Below are 21,838 nucleotides of genomic sequence, written 5' to 3' on the forward strand. Positions count from 1 at the left end.
TGATTTAAGTAATAATCACTCGCAAATTTTTGACTTTAGGACGATAGACAACTGTTCCACTTAAAACTAATTTTATCCTTGTCTCATTACCATTAAAGTTTGTTAGCACATGAGTTCTCTCTACCCAATTTTCCCCTATTGGTTTTCCCGAGGTTAAATTTACTAGCTGCCATTCTTTGACGCTTTTCTGCACATATGCTTTTACGTCTGCAGTGCCAGGTATTAGCGCATCATATGTTATGGTAATCTTAGTGTTAGCTCCTGCTGTAATGCTTCTTGTAACATAATCTCCTTTTTCCCCTATATTACCCATAACTAGCTGTAACCCAGGATAAAGAACTGGACTTTTTTCTCGCCCTCCTTTTAGGCTTGCTTTTACCGTTAGCTCTCCAGATAATCTTTCACGCAGTGCAAGTGGCAAATTATCAGACAAAAAGTTTTCTCTTCCCTCTTCATCTGTTAAGATAAATTCTACATTGGTATCAAATGCTACTTTTTCGACGTTCGTCAAAACAATTAAATCTGATACGTTATTTGCAGTAACTTTGCCCAGATCAATAACGTGAGAACTTTCGCTAAATTTTGCAGCTAGTAATCGAAACGTTAAATCTAAATTTTGATGTGGAGTCCACGTACTTGCATTGCTAGACGACAGTAATACTCCTACTTGATATGGCTGACTTGTTACCCAACGGCTATTTACTGCATCATATTTGCCAAGTTCTGCTATCTTTACTGCAGTACCAGGATCATCAGTAAGCAGTACTATTGCATGCTCCTCTCCTGCATGGCAAAACACTGGCGACCATTCTATACGTGTTGCTGTGCCATCTACTTTTATATCTTTCGGCTCAATATAGCTTTCAGCAATAACAGTCTGCGATGGCATTCCCACTGCTGTTTCTCTAATCTGCACAACAACACGTTTTTTGCCTTTATTTATAAACCATAGCTCCACGCCTCCTATGTGTCTGCTCTCATTTAGCGTAAATGTTTGCGCTAAAGGATCAACTCTTCTTGCTGCGATAACTCTTCTTCTTTCCTCTATGGTAATAGTTTTTTTACCAGTATAAGTTGCTTCTCCATAACTGCCTTTATCACCGAAGAACTGCACTAACTTAGTCCCAGCAGGAATGTTTCTTGGTACAGTAAATCTTCCTTTTATTTTTCCTCTGTTATCAGCAATAAATGTTGCGATCATGTTTTTCTTTCAAATATTTTCTATGCTTGAGGTTGAATAAAAATTCCATCAAACTTTAATTTCTTAAGCTTTTCACCAGTTGCAAAACCTTCAATCTCAAAATTTTGAGTTGCTTCTCTCATAAATTCAGTTTCGTATGAAGTACTTGACAGCAGCTCTGTCGTTTCTTTAACATTAAATACTCTTGTTACTGGACTTTTCCAATTCGTGGTAACCTCTGTCCAGTGGTCAATGTTTTTATTTAGAGTAATTTGCGCCGGGACTGGATCAAAAGCTTGATATGGATTGATCTTTTCTCCTTTGGTCTGTAAAAGCTGCTCCAGTACCGGTTCAAGTTTATAAGGCAAAAGATATCTTTCCCCACCTTTTTCAATATCTGCAACTTCTACATCTATTGGCAGAACTAGCTCTCTATTTACTATTGCTGCAGACTGCGAAATTCCTTGATCACGCATATCATCATCAAAGAATGAATCAACAAATACTCCTTTTTTGGTGGTAGGTTCTCTTGAATTTGCATCATTGCGTAGACGTTCCTCTGCAACCAGCGCATAAAGATCATTTATTCCTTTTTTCATTGCTTCAAGCTCATTCATCGGTACAGCATGAATAGCATTATTCACTATTTTTACCCCTTCTTTTTCTCCGTTTTTCCACGTCTGATGAATGTAGCAGAGCAAAAGTTGTCCGCTAGGTGCTTTAGGCATTGATGGTCGCCAAGGGTGAGCTATACCTTTTATTCTCCTTACTACTCCTTTGCTATCGATAGTAATTAAATCATAGCGGGGCATTTTCCAGGTGTAATCAACCAGAACCAAGCTGTTATCAACGGCACCTCTTACTTTACATCCCTCTTCACTTATATCTTCAGGGCTTACATGAGTACGACAGCGGTAAGTTATTTGATAACTACTTCCAGGAGCTGGCTCTTTACCAGGTAATGACCAATCGACGTTTCCTGCGTTTAATTTGTAATCTATACTATTTTCATAAATAACATTGCCTTGTTTAATTTGAATAATTTCAAGTACTGCAGAGTCAGGTATCGGATCAATGGCTCCTGAATATGAACCGTGAGTAATGGTAATAGTTTTTTGAACAGTTATATCTACTTTTTTGATTTCACTTATTGGAAAATCATTAACCTTCAGTTCCATTACTCTTTGGCTATTTGGCTGAAAAGTATGTGGCTCTGATTCAACTGATTTTATATCCGGATCTTCATCAAAAGAAACACGAATACTGTGAGGAAGTTCAATCTCATAGCCATCAACATGAGCTTTGCCCTCATTAATCACAAATATTTTTTTTCCTCCTTCTCCCTCTTCCTTTTGCAGGAACATTACTTCAAGACCATTTACGACGTAGGAACCATTTGCCTCTTTGTCATAACGAGCAAGAGCGGTAGTTACTATATTTGCTTGTGGTGGAGGTGAATGTTCTATTAATACTCCATTTTCAATATTGTAAATTGGGTAAAATTCGCCATTTGTAGAGTTAACAGTAACACTTTCTACTTGGTATCCCCAAATGGTGGAAACTTTAAGCCTTGCTGCTCCTACTTCCTGATAATTTCTTGTACCAATTGCAGGATCACGAAGGTTTTCATCCTCAAGTTCTGTAATGGTAGATTCTACATAATAAACACCTATGCGAACTATAGTACTCAGTGGAATAGTAAATTCTTCTTTTTCGACTTTTCTAACTGCTCCACGAAGATAGATTTTTCCTGATTCAAGCGTAACTTTACCAGTTTCTCTATCTATAATACAATTGCTTCCTGTTATAACATCACCATCACGAAATATTGCATCGCCTATGCCTTTAAGCTTAGAGAGAGCATACTCCTGAGTCTCGTTTAATTCTGCAGACTGTAGACCTCTTCCTGCAAGAAACAAGCTTTTTTCGTATTCTTTATCAGGATTAAAGCGGTTATAATAGGCGTTTAAAGTCATTTTGTTTCAAAAAGTTACAACAAATGAAAAAGTTTCCCGAGTTGCAGATGTTCTGATAAGTGGTACGGTATGTTCCAAAACCAATAAAATCCCATGGTCTTCTATATCTTGAGGTTCAAAATATCTCTGTCCTTCAGGTAATTCTTTTTTTACTTTAGTACCAACCATAACCCCTAGCTCTCTGATCACTCGATTTGCTGCATCCGTGAAATCGAAAGTGAATTTGAGAAAAAGATTATTGGTTGGTACATCAGAAGGCCTAAACCTTCCAGAAGGAGTCACAAGTTCACCGTTTTCATCACCAGTACAAAAGAGCACTTCATCCGCAGTACGTCTGCCAAGTTCATTCAAGAGCTTTATAGAATTTATAGGTTCAGGTGGTGTGCTTTCAGTATACTGTACAGTAACTTTATCACTTACTGGAATAGAGCTATTTTCCGTACGTTTTATTAGACCAGTACTACTATCAACTGTATAGTCAACACTTGGCTGATAAGTTGTTTGTCCGATAAAAACTTTTACGTCTTTAATGGGATGGTGATCTAGGGCTATTTCATCCTCAACAAAAACTTTTTCGACTTGATGACTACTTTCCCAATTGGCATCACCACTGCCCCAAGCAAGATGTATTGGTTGCTCTTTTATGCTTGCTGCTATTGCTGCTCTTCCTGACTCTGTGAGTATTGACATTTCCCTTTTTACGCAGACCTATTACTTAATATATACATTTTTCATTGTTGTATGTTTAAGTGAAAGAAAAATATTTTTATCGATTTGTTTTCTTAAATCTTTGTTATAATTTTTACCGTTGACTAGTTTTTGAATTATGTTAAATGTAGCGTATTATATTACACATAATATATGGTTAATCTTTATCCTAGTAGAGAATTCTGGGAGAGTAGTTTGGAAATGCCAGTAGATCATTGGCTGACTAGCTTTCAAGATGAAGAAATACGTAAAAATTGGCTTTATTCTCTTTCAGGTAGACAACTAAATGTTATTTTTCAGTATTCCTTTGCACATAAGCAAAATGGCCAATTGTTTGAATTTCAGAAGCATGATGATATTTCAGTTCAAGAACAACGCAAAATGCTTATAGGTTGCTCAGACTCTTTGTTCAACTATTATCTACTTAGCCACTTCAACCATTCTAAACTTGAGTCTGCTGTTGTTGAAGTAGCAAGGTCTGTTTTGGCTGAAGAGTTGATCGCAAACTTTTTATGTAAAAATAACAAACATGATAAAAAATCCTTAGTTTTTGCTTTATTCCATAGTGACCCAGAATTAATCAAATGTGTTTACCATTTTGATAAAGTACAAAAGAGAGGATTTTCATCTTTTACTTTACAGAACTCTCCAAGGCAGATGAAAACTCCATTTAAAAACTTTATATCAAAAGAAGTTACTTACCGATTACTAAAAGAATACGATGCTGAAAAAGATGATGGCTTTGAAACTCAACTACAAGGTTTTTTCTATCACCAAAATCGTATATATGTGTTTATACGTCGAGCTAGCGATAAGGACCTACTCTTCAATTCAAATCGTATTATCCATGGATATAGACCAAGTTGGATTATTCTGGATTTTTCACTTCATGGTAATCAAGTAAACCTGTGTGCTAAGGATTTTAATGAAAGCCTAAAAATAGCAAATAGCATCGTAAGTAATTATTTTGAATGTGAATGCTTATTTATCGACATGAAAGACCAGAATTGTACACTTCTTGTTGCAACATTCTTAAAATCTTCCATAGAAGGTACTGATCCTAATATTTGTCTATTTGAGGTAAAATTTCGTTCAACTCAGCTGAAAAAAGACACGTACTTAGTTGTAGTTACTAATCCAGTTAACTCAATTGCTAGGGAATTACAAATGCTAAAACTAACAATTGAGCAAGATAATTCACTTGTTGAATCTATTCGTATTGTATTTCTAGAAAAGAAAGTAACTCTGTTCTTTAAAAGAAATGAACATTATACTATTATTTATTACTCAGAGCACATACTTAATAAAAAAGAGCGTGAAGATTTTAAATCATTAATGAAAGAAACCTATGGACTTACAATCCTCCCAAAAGCAAGCTGTTGCAGATATTCTGAGATCTCATGACTCTTGGATTGATCCTAGTAAAGCTTATTTAGAAACTGCATTGTGGTTGTCTGACCTCAGCTTTATTAAGCTAAAAGAAGTTGATTTTATTATTTGTTCCCGCATAGAAGACCATCTAGATTGGCCTAATGTATTCTACCCAGATTGTAATAATGAAATTCCTATTAGTCGAGATTTTGATGAAGAGTGTGATGACATGATTTGTGAAGATTGTTGTCGCTACATTTTACCAAATACACATCAAAAACAACGATTTCACCTACTATCAACCAATCTTAACTTAGAAAAAATTGCAAGTTGGTTCGAGGATTTATTAAGCGGCTCAAGATTAATCTGGCGAAGAGCAGCAGAAGGAGTTTATCACATAAGCAGCCAAAGTAGTATAGTAAGCGTAATTATTCTTGACCTTTGCACTGATGCAGTACATTTAACCGTAGATAAACTGAGAATTCAGCCCACTATTCTAATTACCGTAAGAGAATATGTACCAAACTTGCCATTAGTTTTACCTATTGTAAAAATGTCTGATCTTTTTTGTGAGCATAAAACTTTAAATGAAATACTTTGTGGAGCAGCTATACCAGAATTAATTGCTAATGTCTCCACGCAAATATTTCCCATTATTTCACTAAAGGAAGTCAAACCTAAATCACCAAAAAAGGTTCTACAACTAAAGTTTTCACATGGTGTAGTTTACATTAATGATATTGAAGTAGTAAATAAACGAGCTACATTGTGTATTAGTATTTTTAGTGTTTTATTCAAACAATTCCTTAATGATTTTGAAAATGATGTACCGTTAGAGAAACATATGCCCCTTAGCATTGAAAAAATAGCAGACCGTTTAACTTTTCATTCAGAAATTACAGATTTAGAACAACAAATAAGATATCCTCTGAATAAAATGCAAAGAACGATAAAAGAAAAACTAGCCAATCAATTGGGATTAAGCATTAAACGTGATGATGTTATTCAAACCATTGGTTGGCCAGAATTAACTTGTAAAGAACACGGTTATCGTCTTAATCCCTTTACTCTTATGTTAAAAAGGTAAATTTCTGCTTCACCTCTTGTATTTCCTTATTCTCAGTTAAACACACAAATGTATCTGGTTCATTCATTACACCAAATTCCGAAAAACCTTCTTCTTTAAACCCTATTCTTTTGCATACTAAATACCGCAAACTTGTGAATACCAACTGCCATTAACCTTACTGATAAACTTTGTTGGCAAGGACTGACCATTTTTTGACTCAAACATTAACTGGCGAATATTTTCCTCTTCGATTGGTTTTAACATGAGCATACCAGAAGTATAAACATTTCTTAAACTGCTTGCACCACTTAAACTTTGAAAAGGATTTTCCTTAGGAAGCTTTTTATTAACATTGTGAGTTAAGATAACTCCTGCACTTGGATTAATTGTAGAACGTAACTTTTCGACTTTTTCCTGCAAAAAGGAATACATAACATTGTTGTCATTTTCATTTCTATAGTTAAAGACATTGCGTAAAGAGTCAATAACGATAACATCTACCTCTGCTGGGTTGAAAAATTGTTTCACGGTATTATAAACTTTACTCTCGTCAAGTAGTAAATTAGTATCAGATGTAATAGCAAAGTTATTGACAACTAAGTTCAAAAGTTTGCTGTCAATCTTAAGTTGTTGTAGTCTCTCACGCATATAGTGATAGCCAACATCAGTTTGTAGATAAAAGATTTTTAGAGGTTTTACTGGTACCATATCAAAAAATGGAACACCTGCTGACATATTAGCGAGCCAAGAAATCAAAAAATCAGTTTTTCCCACTTTAGGAGTACCACCAAATACTAATAATCCACCTGGTATTAAGATTCTTGGGGAAATTATATCTTTTGGTATTGGTGACTTATCGTTTAAATACTGCTTTACAGAAAAAGCTGAGATGTTTTCTTTAACTACTGGATTGGCTGATATTAACAGCCGGTTTATATCTATTTCTTCTGCAATAGCATCAAGAGCACTCCATCCACTCTTTTTACCTTCTGGAATGTTGAGAATAGAGCACTTTAGGTTACTCAGCTTATTAGCTATTTTTTCAGCATACTGCTTACCTACTTCATTATTGTCTGGCCAAATGATGATCTGCTTTCCATTAAGAGGTGAAAAGTCTGTCTGATCAATTGAGTCAAACATTACTGTTGTTGCTGTGATACCATGATTTGTTAATTTTTCAGCACATTTTTCGCCTTTTACTATAACTACTCTGTCTGATTTTATGATTTCAGGAATGTTGAAAAGTGGCTTTGAATTACTACTGCGCGTTTTAGTATTCCAAGCATAACAACTGTTATCATTATAAAGATAGACATAAATAATGTCTTTGCCGTTTTCATCACGGTAAATGAATCTTTCAGCATTGAGCCATTTTGATATTAAGCCAATAACGTCAAAAAGTTTAGTTTTACCAGTAACAAATGCCCAAAGACTGATGATATCTCCACTTTTACCGGTAACTAGGCTAGACCAATTTCCTGCCTTCATGTCGACTACGATTTGGTCCTTTTGTAGATCAGCAATACAAAACTTCTTTTTATAGAATCTTCCATTAGGAAAAAGATGAGAAATGCATGCTTTAATATTATGAAGTAGCAGTGATCTAATTCCTAAAACATCTTCAGAATCTTTCCACAAAAAGTTTTCTGTAATACTCCAAAAATCCATATATCCCCCATATTTATTTTTTTACTTTTAAATTTTTTAATTCCAATTAACTGTTGCCTTCATAAAACTCGCGTAACTACCATATTCTGGAGTAATCACTGAGATAATCTTATTTTTTTCACCATATCCACTAGTTTCTGTGCCAATCTTAACTAAACATTCCAGGCCATTTAGTTCTGAAATGGATTTAATTTTACGGGCAAGATTTGCTTCTTCTCGATCATCATGAGGATAGATATTGCGAGCTGACTCCAAAATACTCCTAATCATCGAACGACCCATTTCTCCCCAGACATCTTCTCCATTTTCGTTGAGTTTACTCCCTTGAATACCAAAGATTTGATAGATCTTACGTTTTGAGTATGGTCCTTCTACCACAGTAAATTCGAGATTTAAGTAAATGCTGCCAGTATTTTTACTTTTCGTCAGTAAGCCATTTGGTTCATAGCCTCCAGGACAAATTTTAACCAATACTTTTGCTATGGTACCCGCTGGTATTAAGCTACTCCTTGGTTTCGCAGTATTAAAATCAGTTAAAAAATCTGTTAGCATATTGTTCCCCATAAATTAAGTAAAAAAAAGAATCAGCTGCTCCATTGGTCTACAAGCTCCCAACGACCATTTATCTTATCGACAAGCTTGCTTGCCACACGTTCACCATTACGCAGTTCAAATACTATCTGACGTACAGTACTTTCTTCATCATGAGAAAACATCACCATGCCAGTACTATAAAATCCCCTCAAAGAACCAGCACCGCTTAAACCCTGAAATGGATCTTCTTCCAGCATCTTTTTCGATAATTTTTTTGTATGATGAGTGAGTACAATACAAGCATCTGGATTGACAGCACTGCGCAGCTTTTCAAGAGTCTTTTGCAGAAAAAACAGCATAGCACTATTATCATTTTCATTTCCATACTCGCTGCTAAAGATGTTACGTAATGGATCTATGGCCAAAACATCAGGTTTAAAGCGTTCATTCACAATTTCCTTAATTTCACTCATTTCATCATGATTAAATGATAAGTGCACCTTTGGCGTAATGATTAAGTTGTTAGCAGCTATATCCAAAAGTTCCTCATCAAGTTGAAGTTGTTGCAAACGTTCTTTCATATATTCATATTCAATTTCAGTTTGCATGTAGAAAATTTTCAAAGGTCTATTTGGTGTCATACCGAGAAATGATCTACCAGCAGCCATGTAAACAAGCCAAGAGATCAAAAAGTCGCTTTTGCCAATCTTAGGAGGGCCACCAAATACTAACAAACCTCTTTTAGTTAGAATTCTTGGTGAGATTATATCCTCTGGTATTGGCGTTTGATCATTCAAGTATTCTTTCACACTGAAAAAGGGAATTTTTTGACCGATATTGAAAAAGCTTTGTTCCATATTACTCCTTTTAAAATTAAATTTAGGCAACAGAAGCCAAGGTTTTGGCTTTAATTTTCGCAAGTAATTTACCCAAATGAGGTTCTTCAACCATATTCAGGCAGCCACTACGATCTTTAGCTGGATATCCCCAAGAGTTAATAGTCTGACAGACAAATGAGCGAACCTCTGTGCCATCATCTTTCTTGATTCCAACCATGCTAATTACTTCATCAACTATCCCAGGAATTTCACTAGCAGTTTTAGCTCCTTCACATTGAGGCAGCCATGTTGAACGATTGCAGTCATCAAGATATTGACCTAATGTGCCAACTATGATGATGTCTTTATCTCGAATATGTTGAAATTGATTGAGCCAAGCCATCATTTCTTGAGCAAGCATTCCGTAAGCAGCTCTCATGTCTTGCTTTCCACTTCTCTCAGAAAAAGCTTCCGGTTGCATTTTTGCCCATAATAGACATAAACGTGAAGCAACAGTTATACTATCTACAAAGATGCATCGGTATTTAGAAACTTCAGAAAGAAGATCTTTATACTTGCCAGATACATGTTCATGGTGTCTTTGGCTGTATGCTTGATCAGATTTTAGTGCAGGGTTTGGCCCACCAATAAGACAAGCAATATCTCTGGCCTCATTCCAAGTGCGCATCTCGATTGAATCTCCTTTCCAGTCTTGAACGGCAAGAAGTCCTGCTTCAAAATCAAGACAAAGTGTTGGTTCATTTATGGTCTTTAAGAGACTAGTTTTACCTATACCATAAGGACCAAAGATTACTATCTTTACACCTGTGACCATTTTTGTCCTTTCTTTGCTGTTTATTATTTTTAAAGTCATATATCATGGCCCTCCTATAAGAGTTATACTAGAACTGTTACTTGTTGTTTGATTTGCTAAAAAAAATTTTTATGTGCCGTCTTATTCGTTGCAAAGTGTTATAAACTGTTGTGCGTGGTATTCCATTTATTTCAGCTATTTCTGGAACGCTGAAAAATTCCAGTTGTCTGCATAGTACTTGCCATTCTTGGGGTAGTGTTGAGATAACATCGTTCATATCAATACGAGTTGTGATTTCAGTGATAAAATGACATCTATCATCAACTACTTCATGTAGATCATCAGGATCAACATAGAATATACCTTCTCTGCCACCGCGTTTTTTGCAGAGTTGCTTATTGATAAAATTAATAGCTCGACACTTAACAAGTTGACATACAAAGGTAGAAAAAGAGCTTCTACTTTCGTCATATTTCTCAATAGTAGGCCAAATCATACAGAAAAGTTCTTGCTCAATATCTTCAAGACTTTCATGAACAAAACACTTTAAATTCTTTATGCATTTTGCGTAATGTCTGACGTACTTAACAATTATGGGATCAATCCCCGAGTAAGAATTCTTTGATTTCATTGAAGCTCCTTGAATAACTAACTGTCAAGGATGACCTTTATAGACGGTTAATTGCAGGTTCGGGGAAATTTAAATAATTGCGGTGCAATTTTTAACCTATTGATATTCGCTTGCTTTTTTTTGAGAATAATTGCGGTAGCATTTAAAATAATGTCGATGTAAACATTAGCCTTCAAAACTTGAATAACTCTTATATAAGGTTATTTGTGGTTTTATTATGAATATCGATTCTAAATCTTTAAATGATAAAACAGAACTATTGCTTAACATAAGATCTTGCCTTTTCTACCTTTTGCCAAGAGGAACTTTTCGTGGTGATAAGTTTTACGTAGGTGATGTGCATGGTAACAAAGGAAAAAGTCTGGTAGTAGAATTAAGTGGCAGTAGAGCTGGGTTATGGAATGATTTTGCAACTGGAGAAGGTGGTGACATTATCGACCTTTGGGCAGCTGTGCATAGAAAGAATGCAAGGACAGAGTTTCCTGAGGTAATAGCTTCAATAAGTGAATGGCTCGGAAATAATAAAAAATACATCGAGAAACAATATGTTGATGAAGACTTCGAGAAATTTATTACCCACAGTTGGAATTATTATGATGAAAATGGCCAGGTAATTGTAAAAGTTTACCGTTCTGATCCTCCAGGAAAGAAAAAAGTATACAAGCCTTTTGATGTCAAACAATCTAAGTTTGCAGCACCAGAGATAAGGCCACTCTACAACATTCCAGAAATCTTAAAGTCTGATAAAGTTATTCTGGTTGAAGGAGAAAAATGTGCAGAAGCGCTGATAGAACAAGGAATTGTAGCTACAACAACAATGTCTGGAGCAAACGCAGATGTTGATAAAACAGACTGGTCGCCCCTAAAGGGTAAACATATTATTATATGGCCAGATAATGATGAAGCAGGTAATAAATACGCAAAAAATGCTGAAAAAAAGCTTTTAGAGATCGGAGTTGAATCACTTGTTATTCTTAATATTCCACAAAATAAAACAAAAGGCTGGGATGCTGCTGATTGTGTGTTAGAAGGAATAAGAGCTTCTGAGTTTATTGAAAGGAGGTTAAAGAAAAATGATAAACTCAATATTTTAGATTGGAATCTCAGCCGTTATTTAGGTGAAGTACCAACACAAAAGTTCCTAGTTGAAGGGTTATTTCCTTTAGGCGTTACTTCAATAGTAGCTGCTATGGGAGATACAGGCAAAGGAATGCTACTACTTGATTTAGCCCTCAAAGTTGCAAGTGATACAGATCAGATCTGTGGTTTTGGTTCGCTTGTAAAAGAGCACGGATCAGTGGTAATTTTTTCAGCAGAAGATGATGCAGATGAGATACATCGTCGCTTAGAACGTCTTGATCCTGAAGGTAATAGAGCAAAGTACCAGGATCGTGTATTTATTGTACCTATGCCAAACACAGGAGGACCATTTTCTATAATAAAAACCAATACGCGTGGTAAATGTCCTGAAACTTCAGAAAAATTTGAAGGTATTAGCGAACAATTAAATGCAATTGAAAATTTAAAACTGATTATTTTTGATCCATTAGTATCGTTTGTTCATGCTGATATAAATTCAGATCCAGAACTTGGGTGGTATTCAACAGGATTGCTTGCAAGTTTGGCAACTGAAACAGGAGCGACTGTAATTGCTGCACATCATATGAGAAAACCTAAATGTGGATCAATTACAACCGTAGAACAAGCAAGAGATGCAATAAGAGGTACAACTGCACTTGTTGATGGAGTTAGATGCTCTTTTGCATTATGGCCTGCACCAGTAGAGCATCAAAATTCAGTGTGTAATACACTAAAGCTTGAAAGAACTCATAGTAAAATTTATCAGGGAGCAGTGGTTAAGTCCAATGGGGCAGCAGACAGAAGTGTAAGAACTTATTCGCGTTCATCAACAGGCTTGCTAGAAGATATATCTGAACAAATTAATGCTATTAAGTCCTCTGATGAAGAGTTAAAAAATATACTTATTCACTACATTAAACTTTCAGCCCACGAAGGCCATCCATTTACGCATACAGGTGGTCCTGGAGTTTTCAAGCAACGGCATAAATTACCACCCATGTTTCATAATGCTAGCAGACATAAACTTGAACGTTTAGTACAGAGTTTGCTAAATGAAAATAAGATAGTAAAAGGTATGGCTGCAGATTCAAAAGAAGATAAGTGGCTTGATGTTCCAACTGGTCCTTTTGCAAGAGGTGAAGGTAAATTTAAGCTGGGTGCAGGGAAATTCAAAGTTGCTAATAGTCTTTAAAAACAGTTTATACCAATATTCGTTATTGGGAAAACAAATGGGACGCGTTATAAATTTGCTTAATTCCCCAATTATAGGCAAAAAGAGCTCTTTTGCATTTGTTTCATTACTAACGGGACTTGGTATTACAGCCATCAGCATAAATCTGCTATAATAAAAGGTTAATTACAAACTTGAAAAAACTTTTATTAAAAAAATGGGTCATACAAAAAGCATTTAAGCCAAACTGGGAATACAAATTTCGCAACTATAGGCAAGCTTGATGTATTTCATTACTTTGGCTAGGCCGATCTGAGTTTTATAGTTTCCGTGATTTCCGGCAAAATTTCAAAATAAGGAAACAGAAATATAATACACCTAAACCATTGAAATTCAGTATTTTTATCCATTTAATATCTATAAGACTTTATCTTTCCATTTCCAAAAGACTTAATGAATCAGATCGCCCTAAAACCCGCTACAGTAGCTAGCTTTCCACTTTCCGAAAATCTTATATATTATTATAATATGTAAATAACACTATACATATATATATACTAATAACAAATAATAATAAACAATATGAAAATATAATGAGGTTAACTAGAATTAAAGTAATGCTTAGGGAGTGAAGAAAAAAGAAGTTAGGGGAACTGGAAAGGTCTTAAAATATTCATAAATACAAGAAATAGCTTTTAATGCGGATTTAAAACGATTCTATGACTTTGGGGTACAATTATACCACCAAGACCTAAGTTGCTTACGTAGAATAGCTTAAAACTCAATTACAAGGGACTTCTAAATTATTTTCTACTTTAAATTTTTACTTGTTATAAAAAAACTTCATTTTAGTTTATCACGTCTTTTATTCGTTGTAAAATATTTTTTCAAACAGGCAAAGTAGTCGTCAACTGATGTTTGAATTACGTATGCTATTCCATCAAAATATAAATCAATAACTGCTGGCATATCAGAGGCTTATAAATATGGTCATAAGTTAGATGCAGAACGTTCTCGTAGACATTTTTACACTTGTGTTGAAGGTATGGAAGAGAAAGTTACAAACCAACTAAATAAGGATATTACAGTGTATGAAAAGATTTTACCAACCGATTACAAATCGCCAGAATATGGAAGTATTGTGCCAGTTGAAGATTCAAACATTTGGCTTTACTATAATTAGATCTCAGCTACAATACCAGACTCCAGAGTCTTGGCAGAATCTGGTGCAGTTTATGAGATCTGGTACTTTCTGCTAGCAAAAAAATGATGTATTTTCAATAGTTTAAGGGTTGACAGATTTCTGAGCTGCAATCTGGTTTAGGTGGCAAAAAACTTAGGAATATTGAGGGGTTTTGACCAGTTTTCAGTCTCTAAAGTTTTCTATTATTATATAATAATAAGTAGTATGAATTAACATATACTACTTTCATCTTACTACTCAGAAAACTTAACTTCTGCAAAAAGGTAAAAGCCACTACAATTAAGTTTCAAAGCGATTATACAACCCACCAACAAGATAGCTTAAAACTCAATTAAAAGGCATTTCTAAATTGTTTTTTACTTTTATGAAATTTAGCTCTAAGTTTTTACACTTTTTTGATCAAGACTTTTCTTTTCTTCCACCAATTTATCAAAGTCTGACTTATATGACTTATCCTGTGTTTTTCTAAATACCTCATATTCTTTTGTAGCTAGGGCAATTGCTACTTCATGAGAGGTTTTGCCATAATTCTGTAATATATCTTGCTCATTAAATCTTAAAAATGCATCGAGTTTCTCTTTCCAATCCTTCATATACATTACTTTACCCCTGGCAGCTTGAAACTCTGCGTAATCTATATACATATTTACTATTCTGTTTAGCTGAGCAATTTCATTTTTATCTAAATAGTTTTTTGCTACTTGCGTGTCAGAAAGAAAGATTTTTCCCTTAGGCCCCTTACGCCAATTTGTTAATCCCATATTAGGTTTACTTCTATCCACTCTGTTAGCAATAATTTCTGCTGCTGTATTTCCAGTAATAGCAAAATGCAATTTATTCTGCACTATAGCAAAGAAATTTTTTGTTTCAGTTGAACAGCTTGCATAGTCTACTGAAGTTGCATAAATGTCTGTGATTTTCTGATAAGCCATACGCTCACTTGCACGAATTTCTCTAATTTCTTCAAGCAACTCATCAAAAAACCGAGTGTCAAATCTAGAGCCATTTTTAAATCTATTGCTATCAATCACGAAACCTTTGAAAATATACTTCTTTAGCTTATCAGTTGCCCATGTGCGAAAAGCAGCACCACGCTCTGAATTGACACGATAACCAACTGATATCACAGCCTCTAAATTGTAGAAAACCACATCACGTTTTACTTCTCTTTCTCCCTCTTTTTGAACTATCGAGGATTCCTCGGTAGTTGAGTTTTTATCTAGTTCTTTACATAGATAAATGTTTTTTAGGTGCAATGAAATATTATCAGTTGAACAGCCAAATAACTCAGCCATATGTTTCTGAGTAAGCCATAGATTTTCATTTTCAAATCTAACTTCAATACATACCTTTCCATCATCTGTTTCATAGAATAAAATTTCATTATGATTCCTGTTCATACACTTCCTTTAACACCCTTTGAAAAGCAAATAAAAAGTACTACTAATGATTAGATTGATATAAATAAACTTACAGGTAAGTTTAACACCGTTTTTATTCATTGTAAAGAAAAAATTTGTATGAAGGAGAAAACTCACTTTGCAACAGCTTTCATAAGTTCCTTGTATCTCTCATCTTTTTTTATTGAGTGTTCCCAGAAAACCTTTAAATTAGCTGATAGCAAGAGAAACAAAGTGTTTGCTAAGTTGCGTAATTGAGAAGAAATAACTTAACTCAAACAAAAAAAATTTAGTGCAAATCAAATTTCCAACCTCATTTCTAGTATATATCTGTTAAGAGGTAGTTGAAAGAGCTACTATAACGTAGACAACCTTAATCCATATACTTCTTATACCAATATTCGTTATTGGGAAGACAAATGGAACACGTTATAAATTTGCTTAATTCCCCAGTTATAGGCAAAAAGAGCTCTTTTTCATTTGTTTTATTACTAACGGGACTTGGTATTAGGAGTAGCACATGATTCTCGAATTTCCGTTGTTGGCCAACAAAAAAACTATAAACCGCTTTTTGATAGTACGTTCGAGGAACCAGACGATATTTTGGAATCAGTGCTACTTATAGTTTTAAATAATGTCAATCCTAACACTGGACCTCGGTAAACAGACAGGCTGGGCAATTCTAACAGATGGAGTAATTGAAAGTGGGAGCAAAAGTTTTCATGGTAGCCGTTTTAGCGGAGGTGGCATGTGCTTCTTGAATTTTCGTAATTGGCTTAATTCTTTGAAGGACATTTCTGCAGTGTATTTTGAGGAAGTAAGAAGACACTTAGGAACTGATGCCGCTCATTGCTACGGTGGTTTTCTTGCCGTTCTATCTGCTTGGTGTGAAGAGAACAATATTCCCTACCAAGGTGTTAATGTTAAAACTATCAAACGCTTTATAGCAGGCAAAGGCAATGCAAGTAAGAGTGAAGTTATTGAAGCGATACGTGAAAAAAGTTTTTTACCTAGAGATGATAATGAGGCCGATGCTTTGGCATTAATGTTCTATATTAGTAAAGATATTAATAAGATGAAAAATCCATAAAAAGTGGGTCCTTTCGGCCATAATGGCGGGTTTGGTGGGTCAGACCCCAGGCCTTCTTTAGCGTCAGAGATATTTTGAATATTAACTTTTTAATTAGTACAGTAATTATATGAATTTAGCAATCCACTATTATCCTACTCAAAATCTGGTCGAATATGAGCGTAATCCACGTAAAAATGATGACGTAGTAAATAGAATGTGTGCTTCAATCAGGGAATTCGGCTTTCGTATTCCAATAGTTGCAAAAAGCGATGGAACTGTGGTTGATGGTCATTTAAGACTTAAAGCAGCAAGAAAACTTGGTATGGAAAGTATTCCAGTAGTCCTCAGTGATAATTTAAATGAACCACAAACTAAAGCTTTTCGACTGCTTGCCAATCAATCAGCTAATTGGGCAAAGTGGGACGATGATCTTTTGAAGGTGGAAATTCAAGAGCTAGAAGATTTGCAGTTTGACTTAAAAATGACAGGATTTGAATTGGAAAAAGTTCAACGGTTTCTTGATGATTTAGATGGTGAAGAAGAAGATCTTTCTGACTTAGTTGTTGATGACAAAAAAGTAGAAATAACAAAACCAGCTGATCTATGGATTTTAGGTGATCATCGAATCTATTGTGGTGATAGCTCTTTAGTTGAATCATATAAAGCGGTATTAGATAATAAAATGGCAGATATTACCGTATGTGATCCTCCATATAACGTTGATTACGGTAGCAGTCAGGAAAGAGAAGAGAAAAAAATATTAAACGATAATCAAGGTGAAAAGTACGAACTTTTTCTCTACGACATCTGTTCCCATATTTTAGCATATACGAAAGGTGCAATTTACATCTGTGCATCATCATCAGAGTTTTCAACGTTGCAAAAAGCATTTGAGGAAGCGGGAGGAAAATGGTCAACTTTTATCATTTGGGCGAAGAATCACTTTACGCTAGGAAGATCAGATTATCAAAGACAATACGAAGCAATGCTCTATGGATGGAAAAGCGGCAATAAACGTGAGTGGCATGGAGGTAGAAATCAAAGTGATCTGTGGTTTTATGATAAGCCAACGCACAATACACTACATCCAACGATGAAGCCAGTAGAGCTAATGGAGAGAGCAATAGTAAACAGCAGCAGACCAGGAGACATAGTACTTGATCCATTTAGCGGTTCTGGAAGTACACTGATTGCATGTGAGAGAACAGGAAGAATTTGCAGAACAATAGAGCTAGATTCAAAATTTGTAGATGTAACCATAAAACGTTGGCAAATATATACCGGAAGAGATGCCATTTTAGCCGGTACTGGTAAAACTTTTGCAGAAATTCAAGGAGAAAAACAGTAGGAAAAAAGTGAAAATTACACAAACAGAATGGGCAAGAGAGATAGGAGTATCAAAGCAATATGTCTGTTATTTAGTAAAGAAAGGAATAGTTGAGTTGGAGGATGGTTTGATCAATAGAGAACAAGCAAATGAAGCAGTAGCGGCAATAAGAGATCCAAGTCAGCCACTGAGGAGGAAAAATCCAGAAAACGAAAATACAAGTAACCTTTCCACGATGTTGCTAAAAACTCGAATAAAAAATGAAATGGAACGAGGTAAACTTCTTGAGGCAAAAGCTAGGGCTGAGATAGGAGAACTTGTAGCAGTAGAAGAAGTAAAGCGCGATGCATTTAATGTAGCAAGAGTTGTCCGTAATAATTTACTTAATATTCCAAATAGAGTTTCAGCATTGCTTGCATCACTGAGTGACACTGAAAAGATTCATATGGCGTTAACTGAAGAGATTACAAACTCATTACAAGAATTATCTAACACTAAATTTCAAATATAAGAAAGATTTTGAATATAAAATGGCTAAGTTTAGAGTTAATAAAGTGTCTAACCTGGATTAGATGTAAATGTTAGAGGATTAAACGGAAAAACCCCACTACATTGCGCTATAGAGTTTGATGAATTAAGTATGGTAGATCTGTTACTCACGAAAAAGAACATTAATCCTTTTATAGAAGATAATGATGGTAAAACATCTCTTGATTACGCCAAAGAAGGGAAAAAAGCAGAAATATTACAAGCGCTAATCAACAATAAATATGGATCAGAGCAAGATAGTTTACTTCATTTAGCTGCAATGATAGGTGAAGTTAATGCAGTTAGATATTTGATAAGAAAAGGTGTTGACGTTAATGTACGAAATGCTCTGCATCATACTCCATTACATCTAGCAGCAGGAATAGGACATGCAGAAGTTGTAAAGATTTTGATAAGAGAAGGAAAAGCTGAAATAGATGTCTTTGATGCACGAAATCAGACACCAATGCACTATGCAGTTAATAATAAAAAGTTGGAGATAGTAAAGTTACTGCTGAAGCTAGGAGCAGATGTAAATAGTGCACGCATGGGACAAAACTCAATGAAATTGTCGCCTGTGCATATAGCTGTAAGTAATACTAATTACGATGAAAGAGACTTATGTCTTGATATCCTCAAATGCTTAATAAAGGAGCCTAATGCTCAAGTCAATTTGCAAGACTACGAAAATAAAACACCACTACATTACGCTGAAAGACTTAAAACAATAGAAGTTTTACTAACGCGAGAAGATATAGACCCTCTGGTAAAAGACGATAGCGGCAAGACACCATTTGATTACGCTAAACCTGAGATAAAGAAGGCTTTGGTGAGTAATAAATACGGTTCTGAAAAGAATAGTCTACTCCATTTAGCTGCACAAAGAGGAGAAATTGAGATTGTAGATGCAATTTTAAAAGAAGAAATCAATATTGATATTGTAAATAATAAAGGTCTATCACCAATTTATCTTGCTGCAGAAAAAAGGCATTTACATGTAGTAAAGTTATTGCTGAAAAAAGGAGCAAACTATACACCTGTTTTGCACTTAGCAATCAAGTCAAATAATTTAGAATTGCTAAAAACTTTATTTAAAGAAAAGAGCATCAAATTACCAGACGAGATAGGCAAGTCTGTACCAGTTTATTATAGTGTATAGAACATAGAGATGCAAAAGTAAGAAAATACACCAATGTGATCTGTGTTTTTACCTCAGTAAGTGCAGTAGCAATAGCGGTATGTATAGGGTTAACAGCAACAACAATAAGCAGTGCAATCATTTTTGCAACAATAACAGGGATATTTGCGCTTATTATAGCAATAATGATAAGTGAGATGAGCAAAAGATATATAGAAAACGAATTTCAGAAAAAGATGTTTATGGAATTGGAGGAGTGTGGAGGAATAAACTCTACTGTTAACAATATTGAGATAGAACCAATTATGAGTAGATGCAGACAATGATATACGCTAGAGCTTTTTCTGAAGGTTTAAGACCAGATCCAGAGCTTAAAGTATCAGAGTGGGCGAATGAGTATCGAGTTTTAGCGCCAACTGCAGCATCAGAGCCAGGAAAGTGGAGAACGGAAAGAACTCCTTATTTAAAAGAAATAATGGATTCACTATCTCCTTCTTCACAGGCTGAAAAAGTAGTATTTATGAAGGGAGCGCAGATTGGAGGAACAGAAGCAGGCAACAATTGGATTGGCTATATCATCGATCAAACACCAGGACCAATGCTAGTAGTACAGCCAACAGTTGAAATGGGAAAGCGTTGGTCAAAAGGAAGATTTGCGCCACTGATTGAAAGTACACCATGTTTAAAAAGTAAAGTAAAAGACCCAAGATCAAGAGATTCAGGCAATACTGTACAAAGTAAGGAGTTTCCAGGTGGAATTGTAGTAATAACCGGAGCAAACAGCAGTGTGGGACTTCGCTCTATGCCAGTAAAGTATCTCTTTCTTGATGAAATAGATGCATATCCAGGAGATTCAGGAGGTGAAGGAGATCCAGTACTGCTCAGTATTGCACGAACTAATACATTTGCACGGCGAAAGATTTTTTTAGTATCAACACCAACGATTCATGGAATAAGTAGAATTGAGAAAGAATTTGAAGCAACAGATAAGCAGTACTTTTTTGTACCATGTCCGTATTGTAATTACTATCAAGTTCTAAAATGGTCACAAATTAAATGGGAAAACAACGACTCAAGAACAGCACATTATGTCTGCACTGAATGTAGCGGCAAAATAGAAAATCATCAAAAGACAGAGATGCTAGACCGTGGAGAATGGAGAGCTACAGAGGCAAAAGAAGGGGAGAAAAAAGGATTTCATCTTTCAAGTCTTTATAGTCCAGTTGGCTGGTATAGCTGGACTCAAGCAGTAGAAGATTTTCTTCATGCAAAAGAAAGTGAACAATTACTAAAAGTTTGGATAAATACCACTTTAGGAGAAACTTGGGTAGATAAGGGAGAAGTACCTGACTGGAAGCAATTATTTAACAGGAGAGAATTTTTTCAGATTGGCACAGTACCAAAAGGTGAAGTGGTTCTCACAGCAGGTGTTGATGTACAAAAAGATCGTCTAGAGGTAGAAGTTGTAGCCTGGGGAAAAAGCCGCGAAAGTTGGTCAATAGACTACCGAGTATTTGAAGGTGATACTGGAGGAGGAGAAGTATGGGGAAAACTTTCGGAGCTCCTCAATCATCATTTTATCGGTGAAAATGGTCTTGAATACATGATAAGTATGATGGCGGTTGATGCTGGGTATGCGACACAAGAAGTATACAATTGGGTAAGAGGTCATCAAGGATCTGGAAGAGTAATGGCAGTCAAAGGTGTAAACAAAGCGCTAGTACCACTTAGCAGCCCAAGTAGAGTAGATATAACAGTTGGTGGTCAAAAGCTAAAAAGAGGAATAAAGCTATGGCCAGTAGGAGTATCGATATTAAAGTCAGAGCTTTTTCAATTACTTAATATTTTGAAAGAAGAAGAGAAAGTGCCAGCAGGATATTGTCATTTTCCGGAGTATGCACCTGAATATTTTAAGCAGCTAACGGCAGAGCAATTAGTCAGCAAGGTAGTGAAAGGATACACTAAACAAGAGTGGCAAAAGGTAAGAGAAAGAAATGAAGTATTAGACTGTAGGATTTATGCAAGAGCTGCATCTATTACGCTTGGAATCGATCGTTGGCCAGAGAGTAAATGGAATAGTTTAAGTGAAAAGCCAGAAAGCAAAAAACCTAAGAAAGTGAGACAAAGCAAATGGTTGAATGAGAAGTAA

16 protein-coding genes and 1 pseudogene are annotated in these 21,838 nt (G+C 35.3%); 8 read left to right on the forward strand and 9 right to left on the reverse strand.

The window, feature by feature from the left end; all coding sequences use genetic code 11:
- Positions 1–4: 4 nt before the first annotated feature.
- Genes AABM58_RS06185 through AABM58_RS06195 form a run of 3 tightly spaced genes read right to left on the reverse strand, consistent with a single transcriptional unit; the run spans position 5 to position 3,846 of the window.
- Positions 5–1,201 (reverse strand): hypothetical protein, encoded by a 1,197-nt coding sequence (locus AABM58_RS06185; RefSeq protein WP_253303075.1) that lies wholly within the window; start codon positions 1,199–1,201, stop codon positions 5–7.
- Between the two features lie 20 nt (positions 1,202–1,221).
- A complete protein-coding gene (locus AABM58_RS06190) occupies positions 1,222–3,156 on the reverse strand; it encodes a DUF4815 domain-containing protein (protein WP_338406663.1) in 1,935 nt (644 codons plus the stop codon).
- A 6-nt stretch (positions 3,157–3,162) separates the two neighbouring features.
- Positions 3,163–3,846 (reverse strand): hypothetical protein, encoded by a 684-nt coding sequence (locus AABM58_RS06195; protein WP_338406664.1) that lies wholly within the window; start codon positions 3,844–3,846, stop codon positions 3,163–3,165.
- Positions 3,847–4,065: 219 nt separating this feature from the next.
- On the opposite strand from AABM58_RS06195, the gene AABM58_RS06200 reads away from it, so the two are divergent.
- Complete coding sequence (locus AABM58_RS06200) at positions 4,066–5,268, forward strand: hypothetical protein (RefSeq protein WP_230440372.1); 1,203 nt, start codon at positions 4,066–4,068, stop codon at positions 5,266–5,268.
- Positions 5,213–6,322, forward strand: coding sequence for a hypothetical protein (locus tag AABM58_RS06205; RefSeq protein WP_253303078.1), 1,110 nt, complete (start codon positions 5,213–5,215; stop codon positions 6,320–6,322). The genes AABM58_RS06200 and AABM58_RS06205 overlap by 56 nt, the downstream gene beginning before the upstream one ends.
- A gap of 117 nt (positions 6,323–6,439) precedes the next feature.
- Here AABM58_RS06205 and AABM58_RS06210 read toward each other — a convergent pair whose 3' ends face one another.
- The 5 genes from AABM58_RS06210 to AABM58_RS06230 are packed head-to-tail and all read right to left on the reverse strand — an operon-like array spanning position 6,440 to position 10,769.
- On the reverse strand, positions 6,440–7,972 hold the full coding sequence (locus tag AABM58_RS06210) for an AAA family ATPase (RefSeq protein ID WP_019236437.1): 1,533 nt from the start codon (positions 7,970–7,972) through the stop codon (positions 6,440–6,442).
- A gap of 36 nt (positions 7,973–8,008) precedes the next feature.
- Positions 8,009–8,524 carry a hypothetical protein gene (locus tag AABM58_RS06215; RefSeq protein ID WP_026097204.1) on the reverse strand — a complete coding sequence of 172 codons (516 nt, stop codon included), beginning with the start codon at positions 8,522–8,524 and terminating at the stop codon, positions 8,009–8,011.
- Positions 8,525–8,556: 32 nt separating this feature from the next.
- On the reverse strand, positions 8,557–9,363 hold the full coding sequence (locus tag AABM58_RS06220; RefSeq protein WP_019236435.1) for an AAA family ATPase: 807 nt from the start codon (positions 9,361–9,363) through the stop codon (positions 8,557–8,559).
- Between the two features lie 22 nt (positions 9,364–9,385).
- On the reverse strand, positions 9,386–10,198 hold the full coding sequence (locus AABM58_RS06225) for an ATP-binding protein (RefSeq protein WP_019236434.1): 813 nt from the start codon (positions 10,196–10,198) through the stop codon (positions 9,386–9,388).
- A 37-nt stretch (positions 10,199–10,235) separates the two neighbouring features.
- Positions 10,236–10,769: an RNA polymerase sigma factor gene (locus AABM58_RS06230; protein ID WP_017532588.1), complete on the reverse strand. Its 534-nt coding sequence runs from the start codon at positions 10,767–10,769 to the stop codon at positions 10,236–10,238.
- Positions 10,770–10,986: 217 nt separating this feature from the next.
- Between AABM58_RS06230 and AABM58_RS06235 the strand changes: the two genes are divergently transcribed.
- Positions 10,987–13,041 carry an AAA family ATPase gene (locus AABM58_RS06235; protein ID WP_253303079.1) on the forward strand — a complete coding sequence of 685 codons (2,055 nt, stop codon included), beginning with the start codon at positions 10,987–10,989 and terminating at the stop codon, positions 13,039–13,041.
- Positions 13,042–14,601: 1,560 nt separating this feature from the next.
- On the opposite strand, the gene AABM58_RS06240 is transcribed toward AABM58_RS06235, so the two are convergent.
- The gene (locus AABM58_RS06240) at positions 14,602–15,624 is read right to left on the reverse strand and encodes a virulence RhuM family protein (protein ID WP_172758862.1); all 1,023 of its coding nucleotides are present in this window, start codon (positions 15,622–15,624) and stop codon (positions 14,602–14,604) included.
- Positions 15,625–16,258: 634 nt separating this feature from the next.
- Here AABM58_RS06240 and AABM58_RS06245 point away from each other — a divergent pair.
- From AABM58_RS06245 to AABM58_RS06265, 5 genes and pseudogenes are all read left to right on the forward strand, one after another.
- Positions 16,259–16,714: a crossover junction endodeoxyribonuclease RuvC gene (locus AABM58_RS06245; protein WP_253303080.1), complete on the forward strand. Its 456-nt coding sequence runs from the start codon at positions 16,259–16,261 to the stop codon at positions 16,712–16,714.
- A 109-nt stretch (positions 16,715–16,823) separates the two neighbouring features.
- The gene (locus AABM58_RS06250; RefSeq protein ID WP_338406642.1) at positions 16,824–18,044 is read left to right on the forward strand and encodes a DNA modification methylase; all 1,221 of its coding nucleotides are present in this window, start codon (positions 16,824–16,826) and stop codon (positions 18,042–18,044) included.
- 7 nt (positions 18,045–18,051) lie between these two features.
- Positions 18,052–18,534, forward strand: coding sequence for a hypothetical protein (locus AABM58_RS06255; protein ID WP_264337554.1), 483 nt, complete (start codon positions 18,052–18,054; stop codon positions 18,532–18,534).
- Positions 18,535–18,548: 14 nt separating this feature from the next.
- Positions 18,549–20,015: pseudogene (locus tag AABM58_RS06260) on the forward strand (ankyrin repeat domain-containing protein).
- Positions 20,012–21,838 (forward strand): phage terminase large subunit family protein, encoded by a 1,827-nt coding sequence (locus AABM58_RS06265; RefSeq protein WP_338406665.1) that lies wholly within the window; start codon positions 20,012–20,014, stop codon positions 21,836–21,838. Before AABM58_RS06260 ends, AABM58_RS06265 begins: the two are co-directional and overlap by 4 nt.

The organism is Wolbachia endosymbiont (group A) of Longitarsus flavicornis, assembly GCF_963931955.1.
Taxonomy (GTDB): Bacteria; Pseudomonadota; Alphaproteobacteria; order Rickettsiales; family Anaplasmataceae; genus Wolbachia.

Coding starts and splice junctions, on each gene's coding strand:
- AABM58_RS06215 (WP_026097204.1), bottom strand. CDS start 8,524: ATGCTAACAGATTTTTTAACTGATTTTAATACTGCGAAACCAAGGAGT.
- AABM58_RS06240 (WP_172758862.1), bottom strand. CDS start 15,624: ATGAACAGGAATCATAATGAAATTTTATTCTATGAAACAGATGATGGA.
- AABM58_RS06205 (WP_253303078.1), top strand. CDS start 5,213: ATGGACTTACAATCCTCCCAAAAGCAAGCTGTTGCAGATATTCTGAGA.
- AABM58_RS06210 (WP_019236437.1), bottom strand. CDS start 7,972: ATGGATTTTTGGAGTATTACAGAAAACTTTTTGTGGAAAGATTCTGAA.
- AABM58_RS06250 (WP_338406642.1), top strand. CDS start 16,824: ATGAATTTAGCAATCCACTATTATCCTACTCAAAATCTGGTCGAATAT.
- AABM58_RS06245 (WP_253303080.1), top strand. CDS start 16,259: ATGTCAATCCTAACACTGGACCTCGGTAAACAGACAGGCTGGGCAATT.
- AABM58_RS06225 (WP_019236434.1), bottom strand. CDS start 10,198: ATGACTTTAAAAATAATAAACAGCAAAGAAAGGACAAAAATGGTCACA.
- AABM58_RS06185 (WP_253303075.1), bottom strand. CDS start 1,201: ATGATCGCAACATTTATTGCTGATAACAGAGGAAAAATAAAAGGAAGA.
- AABM58_RS06265 (WP_338406665.1), top strand. CDS start 20,012: ATGATATACGCTAGAGCTTTTTCTGAAGGTTTAAGACCAGATCCAGAG.
- AABM58_RS06230 (WP_017532588.1), bottom strand. CDS start 10,769: ATGAAATCAAAGAATTCTTACTCGGGGATTGATCCCATAATTGTTAAG.
- AABM58_RS06195 (WP_338406664.1), bottom strand. CDS start 3,846: ATGTCAATACTCACAGAGTCAGGAAGAGCAGCAATAGCAGCAAGCATA.
- AABM58_RS06190 (WP_338406663.1), bottom strand. CDS start 3,156: ATGACTTTAAACGCCTATTATAACCGCTTTAATCCTGATAAAGAATAC.
- AABM58_RS06235 (WP_253303079.1), top strand. CDS start 10,987: ATGAATATCGATTCTAAATCTTTAAATGATAAAACAGAACTATTGCTT.
- AABM58_RS06220 (WP_019236435.1), bottom strand. CDS start 9,363: ATGGAACAAAGCTTTTTCAATATCGGTCAAAAAATTCCCTTTTTCAGT.
- AABM58_RS06200 (WP_230440372.1), top strand. CDS start 4,066: ATGCCAGTAGATCATTGGCTGACTAGCTTTCAAGATGAAGAAATACGT.